The 18,754-nt window shown below is 60.8% G+C and carries 17 protein-coding genes and 1 tRNA gene; 12 read left to right on the top strand and 6 right to left on the bottom strand.

The annotated features are described in order from the left end of the window. Nucleotides 1-94: 94 nt before the first annotated feature. A tRNA-Arg gene (locus AC1RR5_RS11800) sits at nucleotides 95-171 on the top strand. 112 nt (nucleotides 172-283) lie between these two features. Here the strand turns inward: AC1RR5_RS11800 and AC1RR5_RS11795 are convergent. Together AC1RR5_RS11795 and AC1RR5_RS11790 are read right to left on the bottom strand one after the other, a co-directional pair. Further along, complete coding sequence (locus AC1RR5_RS11795; protein ID WP_492921755.1) at nucleotides 284-1,390, bottom strand: tyrosine-type recombinase/integrase; 1,107 nt, start codon at nucleotides 1,388-1,390, stop codon at nucleotides 284-286. Continuing rightward, the gene (locus tag AC1RR5_RS11790) at nucleotides 1,387-1,833 is read right to left on the bottom strand and encodes a helix-turn-helix transcriptional regulator (protein WP_492921753.1); all 447 of its coding nucleotides are present in this window, start codon (nucleotides 1,831-1,833) and stop codon (nucleotides 1,387-1,389) included. The genes AC1RR5_RS11795 and AC1RR5_RS11790 overlap by 4 nt, the downstream gene beginning before the upstream one ends. Nucleotides 1,834-2,004: 171 nt before the next feature. Between AC1RR5_RS11790 and AC1RR5_RS11785 the strand changes: the two genes are divergently transcribed. Together AC1RR5_RS11785 and AC1RR5_RS11780 are read left to right on the top strand one after the other, a co-directional pair. Next, a complete protein-coding gene (locus AC1RR5_RS11785; protein ID WP_492921752.1) occupies nucleotides 2,005-2,277 on the top strand; it encodes a hypothetical protein in 273 nt (90 codons plus the stop codon). 228 nt (nucleotides 2,278-2,505) lie between these two features. Continuing rightward, nucleotides 2,506-4,623, top strand: a complete 2,118-nt coding sequence (locus tag AC1RR5_RS11780) for a recombinase family protein (protein WP_492921750.1) — start codon at nucleotides 2,506-2,508, stop codon at nucleotides 4,621-4,623. 10 nt (nucleotides 4,624-4,633) lie between these two features. Here the strand turns inward: AC1RR5_RS11780 and AC1RR5_RS11775 are convergent, their stop codons facing one another. Beyond that, nucleotides 4,634-5,272 carry a hypothetical protein gene (locus AC1RR5_RS11775; protein ID WP_492921748.1) on the bottom strand — a complete coding sequence of 213 codons (639 nt, stop codon included), beginning with the start codon at nucleotides 5,270-5,272 and terminating at the stop codon, nucleotides 4,634-4,636. A gap of 76 nt (nucleotides 5,273-5,348) precedes the next feature. Between AC1RR5_RS11775 and AC1RR5_RS11770 the strand changes: the two genes are divergently transcribed. The 4 genes from AC1RR5_RS11770 to AC1RR5_RS11755 all read left to right on the top strand — a co-directional run bounded on the left by AC1RR5_RS11770 (nucleotide 5,349) and on the right by AC1RR5_RS11755 (nucleotide 9,979). Next, nucleotides 5,349-5,567, top strand: a complete 219-nt coding sequence (locus AC1RR5_RS11770; protein WP_492921746.1) for a helix-turn-helix domain-containing protein — start codon at nucleotides 5,349-5,351, stop codon at nucleotides 5,565-5,567. Between the two features lie 115 nt (nucleotides 5,568-5,682). Next, a complete protein-coding gene (locus AC1RR5_RS11765; protein WP_492921744.1) occupies nucleotides 5,683-8,199 on the top strand; it encodes a sensor histidine kinase in 2,517 nt (838 codons plus the stop codon). 1 nt (nucleotide 8,200) lies between these two features. Beyond that, nucleotides 8,201-9,298, top strand: a complete 1,098-nt coding sequence (locus AC1RR5_RS11760) for a hypothetical protein (RefSeq protein ID WP_492921742.1) — start codon at nucleotides 8,201-8,203, stop codon at nucleotides 9,296-9,298. Nucleotides 9,299-9,304: 6 nt separating this feature from the next. Then, nucleotides 9,305-9,979: a hypothetical protein gene (locus AC1RR5_RS11755; protein ID WP_492921741.1), complete on the top strand. Its 675-nt coding sequence runs from the start codon at nucleotides 9,305-9,307 to the stop codon at nucleotides 9,977-9,979. Here AC1RR5_RS11755 and AC1RR5_RS11750 read toward each other — a convergent pair. The 3 genes from AC1RR5_RS11750 to AC1RR5_RS11740 form a co-directional block, all read right to left on the bottom strand. Next, the gene (locus AC1RR5_RS11750; protein ID WP_492921740.1) at nucleotides 9,930-11,666 is read right to left on the bottom strand and encodes an HsdM family class I SAM-dependent methyltransferase; all 1,737 of its coding nucleotides are present in this window, start codon (nucleotides 11,664-11,666) and stop codon (nucleotides 9,930-9,932) included. The two genes, AC1RR5_RS11755 and AC1RR5_RS11750, sit on opposite strands and share 50 nt — an antisense overlap. An 83-nt stretch (nucleotides 11,667-11,749) precedes the next feature. Beyond that, complete coding sequence (locus AC1RR5_RS11745; protein ID WP_492922098.1) at nucleotides 11,750-12,133, bottom strand: HNH endonuclease; 384 nt, start codon at nucleotides 12,131-12,133, stop codon at nucleotides 11,750-11,752. A 297-nt stretch (nucleotides 12,134-12,430) separates the two neighbouring features. Continuing rightward, complete coding sequence (locus AC1RR5_RS11740) at nucleotides 12,431-13,042, bottom strand: hypothetical protein (RefSeq protein ID WP_492921739.1); 612 nt, start codon at nucleotides 13,040-13,042, stop codon at nucleotides 12,431-12,433. Between the two features lie 688 nt (nucleotides 13,043-13,730). Between AC1RR5_RS11740 and AC1RR5_RS11735 the strand changes: the two genes are divergently transcribed. The 5 genes from AC1RR5_RS11735 to AC1RR5_RS11715 are packed head-to-tail and all read left to right on the top strand — an operon-like array spanning nucleotide 13,731 to nucleotide 18,735. After that, nucleotides 13,731-14,051, top strand: a complete 321-nt coding sequence (locus AC1RR5_RS11735) for an STAS domain-containing protein (RefSeq protein WP_492921738.1) — start codon at nucleotides 13,731-13,733, stop codon at nucleotides 14,049-14,051. Beyond that, nucleotides 14,048-14,413 (top strand): response regulator, encoded by a 366-nt coding sequence (locus AC1RR5_RS11730; protein WP_291876031.1) that lies wholly within the window; start codon nucleotides 14,048-14,050, stop codon nucleotides 14,411-14,413. Before AC1RR5_RS11735 ends, AC1RR5_RS11730 begins: the two co-directional genes overlap by 4 nt. Further along, nucleotides 14,410-16,395, top strand: a complete 1,986-nt coding sequence (locus AC1RR5_RS11725) for a chemotaxis protein CheA (RefSeq protein WP_492921736.1) — start codon at nucleotides 14,410-14,412, stop codon at nucleotides 16,393-16,395. The genes AC1RR5_RS11730 and AC1RR5_RS11725 overlap by 4 nt, the downstream gene beginning before the upstream one ends. A 10-nt stretch (nucleotides 16,396-16,405) precedes the next feature. Beyond that, nucleotides 16,406-16,906, top strand: coding sequence for a chemotaxis protein CheW (locus AC1RR5_RS11720; protein ID WP_492921735.1), 501 nt, complete (start codon nucleotides 16,406-16,408; stop codon nucleotides 16,904-16,906). 14 nt (nucleotides 16,907-16,920) lie between these two features. Continuing rightward, a complete protein-coding gene (locus AC1RR5_RS11715) occupies nucleotides 16,921-18,735 on the top strand; it encodes a methyl-accepting chemotaxis protein (RefSeq protein WP_492921733.1) in 1,815 nt (604 codons plus the stop codon). Nucleotides 18,736-18,754: the final 19 nt, after the last annotated feature.

Here is an 18,754-nt window from a genome sequence, read left to right as displayed (position 1 = left end):
CGGTTGCGCCAAACTTTTCCACATTATCCTTCAAACCGGGCTTGCGTTCCCGAAACGGACGGGCTACTTCCCCCGCCTCGCCGAAAGGCAATGCGCGCCCGTAGCTCAGCTGGATAGAGCATCAGACTACGAATCTGAGGGTCGGACGTTCGAATCGTTCCGGGCGCGCCATTTACTTCAATCACTTAGGCCCCAGTGGGCTGTGATTGGCTCCTGAATTTACAGGTGATTTACACCGGGATTTACAATCCCGGATTTGGCGCGTTTTCGCGCCTCTTCTCCCTTACGTATTCGCCTTCCGGGCCTCCTGCTTCCGACGCGCCGCATCGATCTTGGTCTGGGCGGAATCCGCCAGGTTCCGGCGATTGGCCTGCCGGCGGTAGATCTCGGCCGCCCGCGTCGAGGTGTGCTCGAGCTGGCTCATGATCTCGGAATCGCTGGCGCCGGCGATCGCCAGCTCGACCCCCCGTGTGTGGCGCAGGCCATGGAGGGTCAGGTTGGGCCTGACCTTCCCTGTCTCGGCCAGCCGTTCGATCAAGCGGTCGATGGCCTGATTGAGGGCGCGTTCTTGGAACCGGTCCCCGCGCCGGTTGTAGGTCAGGATCGGCCCGCGATCGGGCGTGGCGTCGAGAAGCGCGGTGAGGCGCGCGTCTTCCGGCTTGTCGCACTGGACGCGGCGCTTTTCGGTCAGCCAGTAGAGCCGACGTTGCGGCTGGCCATCGGCGTCGTGCCCTTGCACCCGAGCCGCGACCGGCAGGCGGCAGATGGTTCCGCGCCGGAATCCACCCCAGCGGCCGAGCGCCACAGCGCGGGCGAGACCCGGCATCTTCCGCGCCAGCGCCAGCTCGATGACGGCGGCGACCTCGTGCTCCTCCCAGATCGGGTTCTTCTCCGGCGCGCCGTGAGGGCGCCGGACCTTCTTCACGTGGGTGAACGGGTCGGCCTTGAGCCGCTCGTCGATAATCGCCGGCCGAAGCGCGTTCTTGAGGACCTGCATGTTGATGTTGGCCACGCGATGCCCGCGCTTAGCCCACGCGTCCTTGAGGCCATTCACGAACGCCATGTCGATGTCGATCAGGAGGATGTCGCCCGCGTCCTCGACGATCTCGTCGATGCAGCGCTGGTAGCTGGACTGGGTGGACCGCGCCAAGCTCAGGAACTCCTGCGAGCGGTTGTAGGCGTGGAGGACGCCGCCGAGCGTGCCTGCCGATGGGATCTTGGCGCGGTCGATCTTGTCCAGTTCCGCCACGATGGCGGCGACCTCGTCGCGAAGGGCCTGCGAATTGTCGGGGCTTTTCAGCGGCCGCCGGAACGAACCGCGCCGGAAGTAGAGCTTGATCCCGGTCGCTGACCTGACCCGTTGAACAAAGGGGATGGGCGCATCGTTCACCGCCGCGCGCCTCCGCGCTTAAGCGCTCGCTGGCTCGCACGCGCCAAGGCGCCGTTCCGGCGCTCCTCACCAGCAAGCTTGAGGGGCTGGGGCGGCGCCTCGTCGATTTCTGTAGTTGCGCGGCCATTCCGAAGCAGGCGGCTCGGCAGCCCCTCGACCCAGGCGTCGATATCCTTCCGACGCCAGCGGAGAAGCTTCACGCCCATGTCCACGGGAGCGACCGGGCAGACGCGCGTCATGCTGTCGGCGGACATGCCGACGTAGGCGCAGACCTGCTCACGCGTCAGCAGGGCGGGCCAGGCTTCGGGGATGCCGCCGATCAGCGTGCGGGTATCGCCCGCAGCGTGAGCCTCGGCGCGGTTGACGATGGCAGGGCTGACCCGTGTCGACGAACGGCGGGGAGCGCGGACCTTGGGCGGCGATTTGTGTTCGGGGAGCGGCATGGCTCGGCCTTCGGGCGTCAGAATCTCATGTCAGGGGGACACGATGAATCGCCGATAGGCCGGGGAAGTGGCTTCCGTAAAGGGAAATCGACAAAAAGAGGTGATTCGTATTCAAAAAACTTAAGTCATAAATTCCGTAGTTTCGTGACTTAAGAAGTAATGTCGTAATGCATGGCAGTAGAGAATGCGAAGAAGCGCTTGACGAATTTATCCGTCATGCTCTATCAGGCCGGCATGGATTTGGAAATCAACCTGCTGGGGGGCGGATTTGTCCGCATGTCTCTCGATGCGAACACACTCGAGGATGTGGCCGAGCTGCTGCGCCGCGAACGGGCCTTGATCGGCCGGTCGGAGGTCACCGACTGCGCCGGCGGCGTGATCGGCGACTGCTCCGGGCGGCTTCTGATCCCGGCCCAACGGGTCCAGATGATTAGAGAGGTGTAGGATGAAGGCTGCCGAGACGGCCCTGGGTGCGAACGCGGCTGGCGAAGCAATCGCCGGTCAGGTGCGTTCGGCTTCCACTTTTACCGATGAGCTGTGGCGGCGTTCCCAGAGTCGTAGGGAGGCGCAGCTTCATCCCGACCTGGCGGACGACGATCGCCGGCTGTTGCCGCTCGTCCTCAGCCTTGCACGGTTGGCCGCTCAACACGACTCGAGGGCGGCGGGCTAGTCATGGCGATGTTCGACAGCGCCCTGCCGCCGCCCGGATCGCGCGCGATCCTGCTGGGGCGATATTCCGACGACCTGCAAAACCCTTTGTCGGCAGATGACCAGATCGATGTGTTGAGAGCGGATTGCGCGCGCAACGGCTGGGACGTCGTGGGTGCTTACTCGGATAGGGGAAAATCTGGGCGCTCTGTCGCGGGCCGCACCGGCTACCTCGAAGCGATGGCTGCGGTCGAGGCAGGCCAAGCGGACGTCATTTGCGTCTTTCAACTTGATCGGCTGGGCCGCAACGCGCGCGAGCTGCACGATGCCGCCAACCGCCTCAAGGACAATAACGCCGTCATCTTCACACATGATCAAGGTGTGATGAACCGGCTCCAGTTCGCGCTTTTTGCCGAAATGGCGCAGATGGAAAGCGAACGCATCGCGGAACGGACCAGCCGTGGGCGTCGCGCCGCCGCGGCGCGCGGCAAGATCATGGGCGACGTCCCTTACGGCTATCGCCTGGTCGATGAACTCGACGCCCAGGGTGAGCCGATCCTCAATAGTCGCGGCAATCGGGTCCGGCGGGTCGAAGTCGATCCGGATACCTCGAAGGTCGTCCTTCGCGCCAACCTCGATTTTGACGCTGGCATGAGTCCGCACCAGATCGCCGCCGCGTTCACGGCCGGAGGAATCCCCACGCCGCAGGGCGGGAAGCTGTGGCATCCGAATACCATTATCGGTGTCGACCGATCTTTGTCCGGTTTGCTGCGCAACCCGATCATCGTCGGTAGGGTCATCCACGGTAAGGTGAAGACGCACTACGACGAGCGCACTGGGCGTGTGACTAAGACAAAAGGGGCGGCGGCGGACCGGATCGAGCACGATCAACCTGAGCTGCGGATCGTTCCGCAAGACGTGTGGGATCGGAACCAGGAGCGGCTCTCGAAACGGCCTCCGTCGAAGTTGCGTGATCGTCGTAGGCCGACCTATCTGCTGAGCGGCATCGTCAAGTGCGGCGTCTGTGGAGGTCCCTTCGTCCAGGTCTCGACCAAGATGGGGTGCTCGGCTCGGCACCTGAAAGCCTGCTCCAACGAACGTCGGGTGTGGCGCGAAGATTTGGAGAGGGCCGTTCTGGACGGGCTCGCTCAGCGCCTCGCGCAGCCGGAAATTTTGGAATTGTTCATTCCCGAATACTTGAGCGAAAGGGGCTCGGCCGGGAGCGAGGCAGCGGATCGCCATCAGCGGGCGGTTAAGCGCTTGGCCGAAGTCGAACGGGAAATCCAAAATCTGCTCGCGCAAGCCAAGGCCGGTGCCACGGGCTTCGCCATGCAACTTCTGAACAACGACCTCGATACAGCCGGTGCCGAACGCGATCGCTTGGAGCGGGAAGTCCGCACCGGCCCGCCGCCCGTCTCGGTGGCGATGACGAAGGAGCAGCTGGCCTCGCGCTTCAAGGACTTGCTGAGCAACCTGGGGGCGGCTCTGCAAGGCGACGAAAGGGACGCCGCCCGCGCGCGCGATATCCTCAGGAGCCTTATCACCAAGGTGACGGTGACGCCTTTCGACGCCGAGGGGCGCCGGCCTGACGGGCGAGGTTCCGGCGCCGTTCGCGTTCACATCGAGGGCGAGGTGAGCCGGCTGGTGGACAGTGCCATGCTCGATCGGAAGATCATGCACGGCCAAGGTGCCTCGGACATGCATGATCTTCCGATCGCGACGTTCCGCTTCTACGTCGACCTTGATCCGCGTCCGACGCCCGAACAGGAAGGTCTCCGGAGGGACGTCGCCGTCGTTGAAAGGCTGCTGGACGATGCCGAATGGCCCGTGACCTCCGACGAGATGATCGAGGCCATGAACGATCGGGGCCGCGAGCCCACGAGCCTCGGGCGCGACATGGACAAAACCCGCGCCCGCATCGCTCTTGCCCAATTTCGCCGCGACGGTTGGGTTCGGAGCGTGCGGGTCGGCCAGAGCCTCTGCGGCTGGGTCTGGAGCGACAGGAACATCTCGGACCCGGAATGGCGAGAGCGGTACCAGCGGAGGCTGGACCCCGTTCCCTTGGGTTTTGGGGAGGCGCAGGGCCAGTGCGATATCGTTCGGGTCGTGCCGCTCGAAGGCTTCGCGGTGGTGATTGGGTGAGGTCCGAACGCTAGACCTGGATTGGGAACAGCTTCTTCCCATCCAGGCAGACGTGTCGGAAGACGCCCTCGAAGATCCGATCCTGCGGCGTCAGGACCGTCGACCCCACGGCTACGAAAGGCATATAGCCAACGTACCCGCCGAAGGCGTTCTTGGCGTTCACCGTACCGCAGGCGAAGACGCCGTCGGGCGCGTCGGCGATCTGAGCCCGGACCGCCCAGACGTCCTTGAACAACGCGCTGTCGGGATCCGCGAGCGAGTATCGAACGGAACTCAGCGCCTCCTTGGCAGATGCGTATGCCTGAGCTTCCTTGCGCTCCGCCGCCTCCTTCTCGGTGCGCGCCTTGGCTTCCGCTTCGGTCACCCGCGCCCGTTCGGTGCTTTGGTTCTTGGACGCTGCTGGAGCGGCGGTCGCTATTCCGGCCTGCCCCGGTGGGGCGCTGCTCGACGGTAGTATCGCGCCGATCAACGTGCCGGAGGCCAAAAGGCCGAGCCATCCGAACGACACGAGCCTAGTAAGAGCGGTATAGCCTGGGCGCAGAAGGAACCAGACGAAGATGACCGGCACCGCGAAAATGCCGATCGCTAGCCAGGGGCCAACGGAGCGTCGCTCGTAGGCGTAGAAAGTGTTGACGTCACCATAGGACATCATCGCCTCCGGTTCACTATAGTAGATATTCACTATAGAGAATGGTCAGGCGTTTAGGATTCGTTGCGCTTGCCCCATGAATTTGGGGCAGACGTTCGGAATCAATGTCAGGCGCTTGCGTCTCGAACGGGGGCAAACGCTCGAAGCGCTCGCCGACCAGGTCGACCTCGCCTATTCCTATGTCAGCCAACTTGAACGCGGTAAGCGCAACCCGACGCTTGCTGTAGTCGAACGTTTCGCGGCGGCGCTTGAAGTTGATCCGCTTGTCCTGCTCACGCCTTCGATCAAGGTCTAATAGATAGTGGTTCTTGGTGCTGCTGTTGCAACGTCGCTTCCCCGTAGCGAGGAGCGTTGGAACCCACTAGTTTGCCCAAATGGGGGCGCTTGCCCGCGATAGTTGATGGGCCAGGATGCCGTCGCAGGAACTCACGGGTACGATCTTTAAGGTTGATGGCACCTGGTACATCCGTTTGCTCGGTGAAGGTGGAAACCTCGTCAAGCTGGAAGCCGATAAGCAGCTTCTAGCTCAGCTCGGCGAAGGGCGATCGGTCACCATTGATGGTTACGCTAGCAGAGACCATCTCGGACGCCTGGTGTCGGTCCACTCACGAGAGGTGAAGCCCCTTGGGGGAGCTTCCGGGGCTCTGCCGAAGGCTGAAGCGTCGGCGGAATCCGTGGCGTGGAAAAATAAAATCGCGGCGGAGCTGGAGAAGGGCGTTCCAAATTGGAAGGCCATTGAGGCTGCTACCCGTGACGCAATCGACAGCGATCCAGACTCGATCAGGTTTACGGTGGATGCAGCCCACATCCAGCGCCTGGGTGAGCAGCTTGTCAGTAAGCAGGAAACGGCTCTTTCAGAGCTGATCAAAAATGCCTTCGACGCAGATGCAACCCAGGTCAATCTGGAGTTTTCCGGCCATGGAAAGGTCGGCGGAACGTTAAAAATTACCGACAACGGCGTGGGGATGACGGAAACTGTCATACGTGCGTCGTGGATGCGGATATCGACAAATAATAAAGAAGAAGAGCCACGCTCGCCCGTATTTAGGCGGCTTCGGGCTGGCCGTAAGGGGATAGGACGCTTTTCAGTCCAACGCCTTGGAAAGCAGTTGAACTTTACGTCAAAGCCTGCGGGGGAGACGACAGGATACAAGGTCGTTTTCGATTGGGATCAGGCGTTCAAGCCCGGTGTCGCATTGTCGGACGTCTTCAGTCGGATCGAAAGATTCGAGAAGGAAGCCGACGAGCACGGCACAATTCTCGAAATCGTGGACTTGAGAGATCCCTGGCCCCAGGTCGCGATCGAACGCGTCTGGAAAGCTGTTGTGTTGTTGCAGTCACCATTTCCAATCGGCGAGCCACCGCCTGGGAACGATGCCGATCCAGGCTTCCAGGTCTTCATCAACGATATTTCTCGGGAACAGCAAGCTGAGCTGTTTTCGATCCAAAAGTCATTCTTGGACAAAGCTGTCGCCGAAATCGTGGCGGATATTGACGAATCTGGGCGCGCAACCGTCAGGTTGGTTTCCAAGAAGCTCGATATAGACGAATCTGGAGAATACACTGGGGAATTTCTTCTAACCGGCCCTGTAAATCTCGAGAGTCGATATTTTATCTACGATTCGGCTCTACTTGGGGGAATGAAAGCTTCCCAAGCTTCGCAAATGGGGCGTGAATTCGGTGGAATTCGTATTTATAATAACGGGTTCCGAGTTCAGCCTTATGGCGAGCCGAGCGATGACTGGCTTGGGCTTGCATACGACACTGGCCGCCGAAACCTTCTAATCCCGGCAAACACGCACAATTTCTTTGGTCACGTGTCGTTGTCCAAAGATGAGAACCCCTTGTTCGAGGAAACGAGCAGCCGAGAAGGCTTGATCGACAACGAGGCGTTTAAAGAGCTTCGTATATTTACACGATGGGCTGTCGAATGGTCCGCGCTTCGCGTTGCGGCGGCTCGCAATCGAAAGCAAAGGGCTGGTGATCGCGGATTTACATCTCAGCGAGTAAAACCATCGGTCTTCTTCCAAGAAATTCTCGACAAGCGCACGTCCCATCCCGACGCGCGAGATCCATCTGCCGCAGTAGTTGATGATGTTGTTCTGTCGCAATTTGCTCAGGTAGTGAAGGACTATGAGGAGGTTGTTGAAGCAAAGATCGCGGCATCGATCGAATATGAGGAAATGTTGCGCATTCTAGCGTCGCTTGGATTGTCCATTAGCGTGTTTGGACATGAGATAAAGGGCGCCGAGCGAGCCGTTATCGCTAATTTGCTGCTTCTTGATGATTTTATATCGGAAGTCTCTGATGAGCCGATCCGTAACGAGTTGAGAGAGCAGCATGCCAACCTCGATAGGGCGACGGGGCGGCTATTCGATATTGGTGGATATATTGGCGGGTTGATGTCTCGCACCGAAAGTCGAGACATGCGCGATCTATCTGTTAAGGGGGCTGTGGATCGATTTACCCGACAATTTAATAGCTATATGTCGAAGCAAAATGTCGAATTTGAAGTTGATATCGACCCACCAGAGCTGAGAACAACGCCAATGCACGGCGCTGAATTCGACTCTGTATTGTTAAATTTTCTCACAAACTCAATCAAATCAATGAAAAATGCCAAGGTCCCTGAGAAGCAGGTTCGTATCGAAGCGCGCCGCGTGGGACGGCATGTAAGCTTGGCCTTTGAGGATAATGGCACGGGGATCCCGACAGACATTAGAGATAGAATTTTCGACCCATTCTTCACGACAACCATGGCGGCGGAGGACGACGGGGTCGCAGGTCCTGGTACCGGATTGGGCCTGAAGATCGTCTCGGACATCGCTGAGAGCTATGGCGGCGAGGTGAGGGTGGGGGTGCCGAGTGATGGCTACACGTGCCGTATGGAATTTAGTATTTTAGCGAAGATCGACGAGGAGCGGTAGCATGCCGGCCAAAGGAGTCTTCGTCGACGACGAAGATCGCGAATACGCACAATTACTTAGTACGCGCGATGTGCTGAAGTTCGAGTATCAGGAAGTTTTGCCGATTACCGACCAGGCAATTGCTATTCGTGAAGTTGAGCCGACAATTGTCGCGCTGGATTATCGTCTAGATGAGGTTACGCCGAATATCGATGCTGCGCATACCTACAAGGGTAGCGCGCTAGCCCAAATGTTACGCGATCATGCGATATCAAATCCCGCATCTGATTTTTCTATTATTCTTGTTTCTAACGAGATGAAGCTCAAGGAGTTATATGCTCCCGATAAAACGGCTCACGATCTATTTGATATTGTTTATTCCAAAGAGGAAGTAACGCAGCGCCGGTTGCAAATATCGAAAGAGGTTGCTGCGCTTAGCAATGGCTACGTTACACTTCGCACGCTAAAGGAAAAATACGATCCGGTGGAAATTCTGGCGACTAATGAGGACGAGCGTGAACGCGTTTCTTCTCAAGAAATATTGGTTTCACTTGGAAAAGCATCTGCGCCTCATATCGTTTCCAAGTTTATTTTGCGAAATTTTATAGATCGCCCTGGACTGTTATTGGATGATTGTGACGTTGCCGCAAGACTCGGGGTTGACGGTGCTTCCTTTGCGTTGGCTGCAGAGAAATTGATCGATGCCGGTATTGATTATCGCGGCCTGTTTAGTGAGGGTTGGCGGCGGTGGTGGACTCATCGTGTTGAAGAGTTTGCAGAGGAGAAGGTTGGAGCGCCACTCTTGTCGATGACTGCCGAAGATCGGGCGAAGCGCTTGTCAGAGGTTTTAGAGCTTAAACTTGTACCTGCGGCTTCGCCTTGGAATGGCAGGACCGATGAATACCCGTCGTTTGCATGTGCGTGCTGTCGCCGCCCATCTGAGATGCGTCACTCGCTCGCTGCATTTGACCCCAAAGCGCCGAAGTTCGCCGCGCGTCGTCGCATTTGTTGGGATTGCATTCAGACAGATCGCTATCTCGAACCACCCGCGCGATTGATTGTCGAGGAAACGGACCAAGATCTGGTCGAGAATATCAAGCATCGCGATCGGAAGATTTGATCGGCGATGTCTCAAATAACTGCAGAGGCAGCCGGTAAAGCCATTCGGGTGATTGGAGAGAAGATGCTGGGTGCCGGCATCTTAACTCCAGAGGGAGCAGCGGTTCTTGCTGAAGAATCTTACAAGCTTACCAAGCTCAGAAAAGGTACTTCATGGAAAACGACGGTACCTCGTGCGAGGCCGATAGTCTTTGAGAGATTGAATGATGATAATGGCGATCCTGTAACGATTTTATTATCGGCGGATCGGATCGTTGTTGATCAAGATGATGAAAAGCTTCCACCGTTCTCAAATCTTGATATTTCCATTGAGCTAAATCATCTCACTGGTGAGCCAGTGTGTCGCTGGCATATCGACCGAGCGAATCTCAATCAGCCTGGTCCCCTTTTCCATCTCCAGTTCGGCGGACACCTGCCGGGGTTTCGTGATCGTGAGCTGCCGATCGCCGAGCCTCGATGGTGTCACCCGCCGATGGAGCTAGGGCTTCTATGCGAAGTCATCGCTGCGAATTTCTATATGAGCCAATGGATGTCCTCCTTGAGGGAGGACCCGGCATGGTGCGACGCTATCCAGAAGCTCCAGAAGCTCTGCTACTCGGCGTATGCCAGGAGGCTTAGCGACTGTCTCGAGGTCAGCAGTTCGACGGCACTTTCGCAGATGTGGAACGGTCACTGGGCCTAGATCGCCGGTCTGGGCGCCGTCGACTGCGCATCTCGACTAGCGCTTGAGATAAGAGCGCCGCGTCGGCTTTTACCGTCGAAAGTCCTGCCCAAGCTAGGATTGCCTGATCGGCCTCGAGGCGCGCACCATCAGCATCTCCGTTTCGGAGTTTCTCTTCTACGGAATGGTAGACGGAATCGATCGCGCTATCCGTAGCTTTTGGCATGAGCAATTGAATACGCTCGGCATCTCGGGGTTCGTGCTTGAGAACCCCAGAGCCATATCTGCGGCCGCAAAGCTCAGCCGACAACTGTGAGAATGTTGTGATGAGCGATAGAGCCGCTAATCGACGCTGCGCTAAGGTTGTGTCTTCGTTGAAGAAAACTCGGTGGATGGTGTTGGTGCAATTGTGCCGATCTGGATTGAGTACCAGCCGAGGTCCTGTGTGATGCATCACCGGGAAGAAAGCGTCGGGGATGCGGCCGTCTGAAGGAGCGCTCCAAATCCGCCGTTTCCGGAAGGTGCTTACTGTCTCGCGCCGAACTCTATCATATGTGTCGAGATAGGATGCAATTGGCGAACCCGTTTGAGGATTCTCCGCCGAGACCAGAAACACTCGCCCACCCTGTTTCGCATAATTGCCCAGGTCGTCCGTGGTGAGACTAATTCCAACCGCCGCCCGGAACTTGGAGAGCACAAGGGTGCAGTCAGCTTCAGGAAGTTTCGCTGCTGAGCACGCAGTCCTGTCCAGCACAAAGAAGCGGTTGTCACCAGTGACTAAGCCGATCTGAACTTTGGCAATGCTGCCGATTGTGGTCGCGCATTCAGCCTGGGCAAGGTTTGCGTGAAGGACTTGTGCCTTCGCTGGCATGCTTAAGGCTGCCGGAGAGAAACCATGTTTCACGCCGCTCCATGATGAATTGCTCCATCGTGCGATCAGCTCTTCTAATTCGTCCAACGTTCCCGCATCACCGACCTCAATTGCGCCGGGCGTTGCGGTTAATCGGTGACCATCAGCAAGAAGAATCACGGTCTCTTCATCAGTTCCTTCGTCGAGGAACAAGCGCTCGCGCACCAAAAATGCGGCGCAGCGATCGAAGCGCTCGCCAAGATAGCGGCGAATTGATTCCGCATAGTCAGCCTGCAAAAAGGCGCCAGGTAAAACCCACGCCATTCGGCCATTCTCTTCTAGGAGGCTAACCGCGTGAGATATGAAATACGCCCAGAGGCCTGCGCGGCCCCCAACATCGGCGATCCCCTGCGGCCGCTTCCATAGCGTACGAACCCTGGCCATACCGATGCGATGGTGCGGAATGTAGGGCGGATTCGCCAAAACTACAGAGAACCGCGCCGGCCAGCTTTCGACGTTCACGCAGTCGAGGAAGTCACCCAAGACGAAGCCGTCAGCATCCGTTGGCCCCCCAAACACCGAGGACAGATATTGGAACGCGATTTCATCAATATCGCAGCCAAATATCTGCTTAACCGGTGCCTCGCAGCCATGTCGTTTTAGTGTGTCGCGGGCAGCGGCCAAAAAGCCGCAGCCGCCGAAGCTCGGCTCGAGCACATTGTCACGGGCGCTACGGATTGCCCAGTTTGACAAGATCTGGCTAAGGCGTTCAGGTGTGTAGTAGGCACCAAGCTTGCGTCGCTCCTTCAGCGCGCGATCTTGGAGGGCGGGCTCAATGTGAAGGGGCGTTGCCGTCATGTGCTCATTCAAAGAGCGAATCGAGCGGGGCCAAGCTTAGACATAGCCTTCTTTATACAATCGCAGCCCGATCGCAAACCGTTTCAGGGCTTCGGCGCGCGATCTCCTACGCGTCGCCGCAACTCCTCGACTGTGATGCCGCCGGACCGATGAAGCATTCGGTGGCAATTCGAACAAACACCTACTAGATCTTCGATCTTAGTTTTAGACCCTGGTTCAAGACGCGAAACTTGAACTTTATGATGTGCTTCAATGAAGCCTCGGCCGAGGTTTCCATACTTCTCAAAAAAATCAAATTCGCATACCGCGCAAGCAAACGATTCAAGTTGAGATTTAAATCTTTCGACGAGCAATCGCGATCGCTCCCGTCGTAGGTGGGTTTTCAGAACGGCTGCGCCCTCGCACGCCAGGTAGGGCTCTACGGAGTCGGAAAACCCGTCAGTGTTTGTCGGGCTTAGAGGGTCCATGGCTCGAAGGCCCCACACACCCCCGCCAATGCCATGCACGCTATAAAATAAATCGCGCTTGCCCTTCCAAATCTTGGAGTCAGACGAGCATTCTTGGATCCGCCCTCGAACACTCTGCAACAAGCTTTCTGGATGAGGGCCTGGGAACATGCGCCTGATTGTATCAGCAATTTCTACAGGTCGAGCTTGACCCCCAAGGTTAAGCAGCGCTGATACAACGGTTTCATGGCGAGGAATAATTGTCGATTCTGTAGACATTTATTCCTGAACTTTCTATATCTTGGGGTTTTGGTTAATCTAGGGAGATTGTGGGCCCGGATAAATACCCTTTGCTGGTCTGAAGGCGGGTTTACCCAGTATGCGCACCAGCAAAGCAATAGCGTGGCGAGCATCAATTTCACACAGTTCCACGGCAGGCATCCTCTGCGTCATCGCCCGCCGATCCAGTTGGTTCGCGTCGCTGACTGATCGGAAATGCGCGATGGCGTTCCGACGGTCGACGAGTCGGAGCAAGTCGCGCTCATCAGCCTCATCCAGCAGGCCTGACTTTCGTCCAGCACTTATCGTCTGCTTGAAGGCTGGCCGTTTGGCCGCTTCATACGGCTCGGCACCACGAATTTCCGCTGAGAGGGCATCCAAGCCAATTTGGGCGGCCAACAAGTTCTCGACCAGGCATTGCGACAGCAAGACGACTGAAAGAAAGTTTCCGCATACGTAGGCGTGGCGGACCTCTACGTAAGCCATGTAGGCGGTCGTGCCCCCCGGGATCATCAACGAGCCGCCGCCGCCGAAATCCACTTCTAAGGCAAATAGACGGCGAAAGCGCTCGACGCGATCGTCGAGGTCGTCGTGCAGATCTCCAAGGAGTGTCTTTAAAGCAGCGGTTTCAGACGGCAGGTTGTCGAACATGGGCTTGCCGCGATCAGGGTTCCGGTAGGGCGAAGGTGCGCTGGATATCTCAGAATTGGATACCCAAGCTTCGCGGATTCGCCGTCGTGGCAACAGGGGCGGCTTTTGATGGGTTGAGAGCCGACGACGAAGTCTCCTCGCTAGTCGATGGTGGCGGCTCCTCTCGACGTCGGGAGAAGAGACTGATAGCTTCGTTCTAACGGTTTGGGGTTTGATTTATCACGCTCCCCCGCCCCACGGCCCCCGAATTCGGAGCTCGGCCGTTTCCATTCCGAAAAGCCCAACTCTCTGAATCCCCGCCCGGAATCCGGTGACTACGAATCTGAGGGTCGGACGTTCGAATCGTTCCGGGCGCCATTTTCTCCTAAGCCTTAAATCTACCGCGACAGCGCCTCCTAGCGCTGGGCTCTGGCGCGTTAACGCGACTCATTCCGGGTTCTGGCCGGCGTTTACCTTCTCTGCGTCATTCGGCCGCACAGGGCGGGCGCAAGCGCAACCGTGAAGGGTGATCCCAGGCCCCATTGGCCGTTGAGACCCGTCAGCCGGGCGTTTTTCCGGGTGCGGCGGCAAATTGCCGCTCCGCCTCAGGTTGTCTCATTTACCTTAATTTAAGGCTGAAACCCACAAAGTTTCCACAAGCGAATATTCCGCATAACGGCGATATATATTTGCTGTGGGGGCGACTGTATTGTCTGAGGTCGGAGAAAGAACGATTTCGTTCGCCGGTGAGGTGACGATTTCGAATATCGGTGAGGCTCACGAGCAGCTCGGCGTTTTGCTGCGCGAGCAGGATGCCGTGGTCATCGACGTCGAAGACCTGACCGAGACTGATCTTACCTTCGTCCAGCTCTTGGAATCCGCGCGCCGCAAGGCGGGCGAAAGCGGCGTCGGCCTGTCGCTCAACAAGCCGGCCGCCGGCGCCCTTCTGGAAGTCCTCCGGCGCGGTGGGTTCCTCGACGACAACACCTCGGACCGCGCCAAGTTCTGGCTTCAAGGGGCAGCTCAATGACCGCCATCCTCACCGTCGACGACTCCGCCTCCATCCGCCAGGCGATCAAGATCGCCCTGAGCGGCGAGGGCTATGCCGTGACCGAGGCCGTCAACGGCCAGGACGGCCTGGACAAGGGCAGCGCCGGCGGCTTCGACCTGATCGTCACCGACCTGAACATGCCGGTCATGGACGGCCTGGCCATGATCCGCGAGCTGCGTCAGCGCCCGGCCGGCGCCGGCGTGCCGATCCTGTTCCTGACCACCGAATCCGACGCCGAGATCAAGGCGCAGGCCAAGGCCGCCGGCGCGACTGGCTGGCTGACCAAGCCCTTCGACCCTGAACAGCTGGTCCGGGTCGTCAAGAAGGTCCTCGCCAAGTGAGCGGCCAGGATCCCGTCGAAATCTTCCGCCAGGAAGCCCAGGAGCTGTTCGAGGACATCGAGCAGGGCCTGCTGGACCTGGCGCATCGCCCCGGCGACCGCGACCTGGTCGACGCGGTGTTCCGCGGGCTCCACACGCTGAAGGGCTCGGGCGCCATGTTCGGCTTCGACGCCCTGGCCGCCTTCACCCACCACTGCGAAACCGCCTTCGACCGCGTCCGCAAGGGCGAGGTCGCCGCCACGACCGAGCTGGTCGGCGCCGTCCTGGCCTGCCAGGACCACATGCGCGCCCTGGCCGAGGGCCGTCCCGCCGAACAGGCGACCGGCGAAGCCCTGCTGGCCGAGCTGCACCGCGTGGTCGCCAGCGCCGGCGACCCGGCCGCCGCGACCGCTGTCGCCGCTGCTCCCGCCGCTCCGGGCCTCAACACCTGGCGCGTGACGTTCAGCCTGCCGGCCGACGCCCTGGTCAACGGTACCCGCCCCCTGCCGCTGCTGGACGAGCTGCGCGACCTGGGCGAATGCACGGTCGTCGCCGTCACCGACGCCATTCCCGATTTCGACGCCCTGGTCCCCACCGAATGCCACCTGGCCTGGGACGTGACCCTGGTCACCAAGCACGGTCGCGACGCGATCGAGGACGTATTCATCTTCGTGATCGACGACATGACCCTGGAGATCCAGGATCTGACCGCCGCCCCGGTGGAAGCTGTCGTTGAGGCCGTTGTCGAAGCCGCGCCGACCGCCGTCGCCGCGCAAGCCGCCGCCGCCGCGCCGGAAGCCGCCAACGAAGGCCGCGCCGCCAAGGCCGGCGGCGACACCGTCCGCGTCCCGGCCGAGCGCCTGGACGAGATGATGGATCGCGTCGGCGAACTGGTCATCGCCCAGTCGCGCCTCAAGCAGCTGGCCGCCAGCAGCAGCGACATCGCTCTTCGCGCCGTCGCCGAGGAAATCGAGCGCCTGGCCTCGGAAATGCGCGACACCATGATGGTCGTCCGCATGGTGCCGATCGCCCAGCTGTTCGGTCGCTTCCGCCGCCTGATCCACGACCTGGCCCGCGACACCGGCAAGACCATCGAGCTCTCGACCGAGGGCGAGGCCACCGAGCTGGACAAGACGGTCATCGAGCGCCTGGCCGATCCGCTGATCCACCTGATCCGCAACTCGGCCGACCACGGCCTGGAAACCCCCGAACAACGCGTCGCCGCCGGCAAGCCGGCGACCGGCCACATCGTGCTGGCCGCCCGCCAGTCGGGCGCCGAGGTGGTGATCACCATCACCGACGACGGCCGCGGCGTCGATCGTGCGCGCGTCCGCGCCAAGGCCGAGGAGAACGGCCTGATCCAGCCGGGTCAGGTGCTGAGCGACAACGAGCTGCTGCAGCTGATCTTCGCCCCCGGCTTCTCGACCGCCGCGGCGATCACCAACCTGTCGGGTCGCGGCGTCGGCATGGACGTCGTCAAGAAGACCATCGAGGGCCTGCGCGGCGCGATCGAGATCAACAGCACGCCGGGCCATGGCTCGGTGGTGTCGCTGCGCATCCCGCTGACCCTGGCGATCATCGACGGCCTGCTCGTGCGGGTCGGCTCGAGCCGCTACGTCATCCCGCTGTCCTCGGTCGAGGAATGCGTCGAGCTGCCGGTCGAGCAGGACCTGCGGTCCGCCGGCCGCAGCCTGATCACCCTGCGCGACCAGCTGGTGCCGTTCATCCGCCTGCGGCAGATGTTCGCCACGGGCCTGGCCCCCGATCCGCACCAGAAGATCGTCGTGGTCTCCACGGGCCAGGAGCGCGTGGGCCTGGTCGTCGACCAGATCCTGGGCGACCACCAGACCGTCATCAAGCCGCTGTCGCCCTTCCACGCCGACGTCGGCGCCTTTTCGGGCGCGACGATCCTGGGCGACGGGGGCGTGGCGCTGATCCTCGACATCGGCTGCCTGGTGGCGGCCGGCCAACGCCAGGACGCGCAGCTGCGCGCCGCCGGCTGAGGGGGCTGACATGAACACCGAACTCTCCACCGGTCCGATCGAAGCCCTGACCTTCGACCTCTATGGCGAGACCTTCGCCCTGGAGGCCAGTCTGGTGCGCGAAGTGCTGGACCTGCTGCCCGAGACCGGCGTGCCCGGCGCGCCGGCCTTCGTCGGCGCCGTGATCAACTTCCGGGGCCGGGTCATCCCCCTGGTCGACCTGCGCGTGGCCTTCGACATGGACGTGCGCGAGCCGACCATCGATAGCCGCATCGTGGTGATCGAGCACGCCCTGGACGGCGAGCCCACCCTGATCGGCCTGCGCGCCGACAAGGTGCACGAGGTCACCTCCATCGATCGCGCCATCACCGAGGACGCGCCCCGCGTCGGCCTGCGGTGGCGCGCGGACTTCATTCGCCTGCTGGCCCGTCGGGACGGTGACGTGATCGTCATTCCCGACCTCGACCAGATCTTCGCGGCGCGCGGCCAGTCGACCGCCACCGTCACCCCTATCAACGCGCTGCAAGCCTGAGCCGGAACCCCATCATGCGCTTCACGATCAAACTCAAGCTTGGCCTCGCCTTCGGCCTTCTCATCGTCCTGATGACGGTCTCGACGCTGCTCGGCATCAACTCGCTGAACAAGATCAACTCGGCCCAGACCGCGATGATCACCGGCCCGATGGCCCAGATGCAGCGCGTCCAGGCCGCCAACATCGCGCTGCTGCAGATCACGCGCGCTCAGAAGAACATGGGCCTGGCGTCCGACAACGAAGAGCTGCGCGGCCAGAACGGCAAGGCCGACAAGGCGCGCAAGCAGGTCCAGTCGCTGATCGACGAGGGCATCGCCCAGGCCCGCAGCGAAGAGTCCAAGGCCAAGTGGGTCGCCCTGAACCAGGACTGGGAAGGCTACGCCGCCATCGACCTGAAGATGCGCGACCTGATGATGAGCGGCCACCGCGCCGAAGCCGTCGGCATGATGGCGACCACCCAGCGCCCGCTGACCAACGCCGTCACCGCGCGCGTCGACGACCTGGTGGCCTTCAACGAGCAACAGCTGAAGGACGCCGACGAGGACGGCAACAAGACCTTCGCCGGCTCGCGTAACTTCCTGATCGGCGTGCTGGTCGGCTCGCTGCTGCTGGCCGCCGCCGCCGCCGCCTGGATCTCGATCACCATCAGCAAGGGCCTGGGCAAGATCGCCAGCCTGGCCGACGCCGTCGCCCTGGGCGACCTGGACCAGCGCGTCAACGTCACGACCAACGACGAGATCAAGGACCTGGTCGAGACGGTCAACAAGATGACCGAGAACCTGCGCGCCACGGCCGCCGTGGCCGACAAGGTGGCCGACGGCGACCTGACCGTCGAAACCAAGCCGCTGTCGGACAAGGACACCCTGGGCATCGCCCTGCAGCGCATGGTCGAGCGCCTGCGCGGCGTGGTCTCGGACGCCATTTCGGCCTCGGAGAACGTCTCGGCCGGCAGCCAGGAGCTGTCGTCGGCCTCGGAGCAGGTCAGCCAGGGCGCCACCGAGCAGGCCTCGTCGGCCGAAGAGGCTTCGGCCTCGATGGAAGAGATGGCCTCCAACATCAAGCAGAACGCCGACAACGCCGCCCAGACCGAGAAGATCGCTCGCCAGTCGGCCCAGGACGCCGAGGCCTCGGGTGACGCGGTCAACCGCGCCGTCGACGCCATGCAGACGATCGCCGAGAAGATCGCCATCGTGCAGGAGATCGCGCGTCAGACCGATCTGCTGGCCCTGAACGCCGCCGTCGAGGCTGCCCGGGCTGGTGAACACGGTCGCGGCTTCGCCGTCGTCGCCTCGGAAGTGCGCAAGCTGGCCGAGCGCTCGCAGACCGCCGCCACCGAGATCAGCGCCGTGTCGTCGAATACCGTCAAGGCCGCCCAGTCGGCCGGCGAGATGCTGACCACCCTGGTGCCGAATATCCGTCGCACCGCCGAGCTGGTCAGCGAAATCAGCGCCGCTTGCCGCGAGCAGGACATCGGCGCCTCGCAGATCAACGAAGCCATTCAGCAGCTGGACAAGGTCACCCAACAGAACGCTTCGGCTTCGGAGCAGATGTCGGCGACCTCGGAAGAGCTGGCCGCCCAGGCCGAAGAGCTGCAGACCTCGATCGCCTACTTCCGCCTGTCGAACGGTTCGGGCCAGGGCGCCCGCAAGGCCGCCGCGCCGGTGGTTCGCCTGCCGGCCCGCACTGCGAAGCCGGCCGCCGTGTCCAAGGCCCCGTCGCGCAAGGCGCCGCGCGCCGTCGCCGCTCAGCAGGCTCGCGCCCAGGGCTTCGCCCTGGACCTGAGCCAGGGCGGCCCGGACGCCGACGACCGCGAATTCACCGAATACTAGTTCACTGACCCTCGACCCG

The sequence above is a fragment of the Caulobacter sp. GW821-FHT11E11 genome (assembly GCF_058808315.1).
The sequence above is the reverse complement of the archived record's forward strand: the minus strand, read 5'-3'. Positions and strand labels throughout refer to the sequence as shown.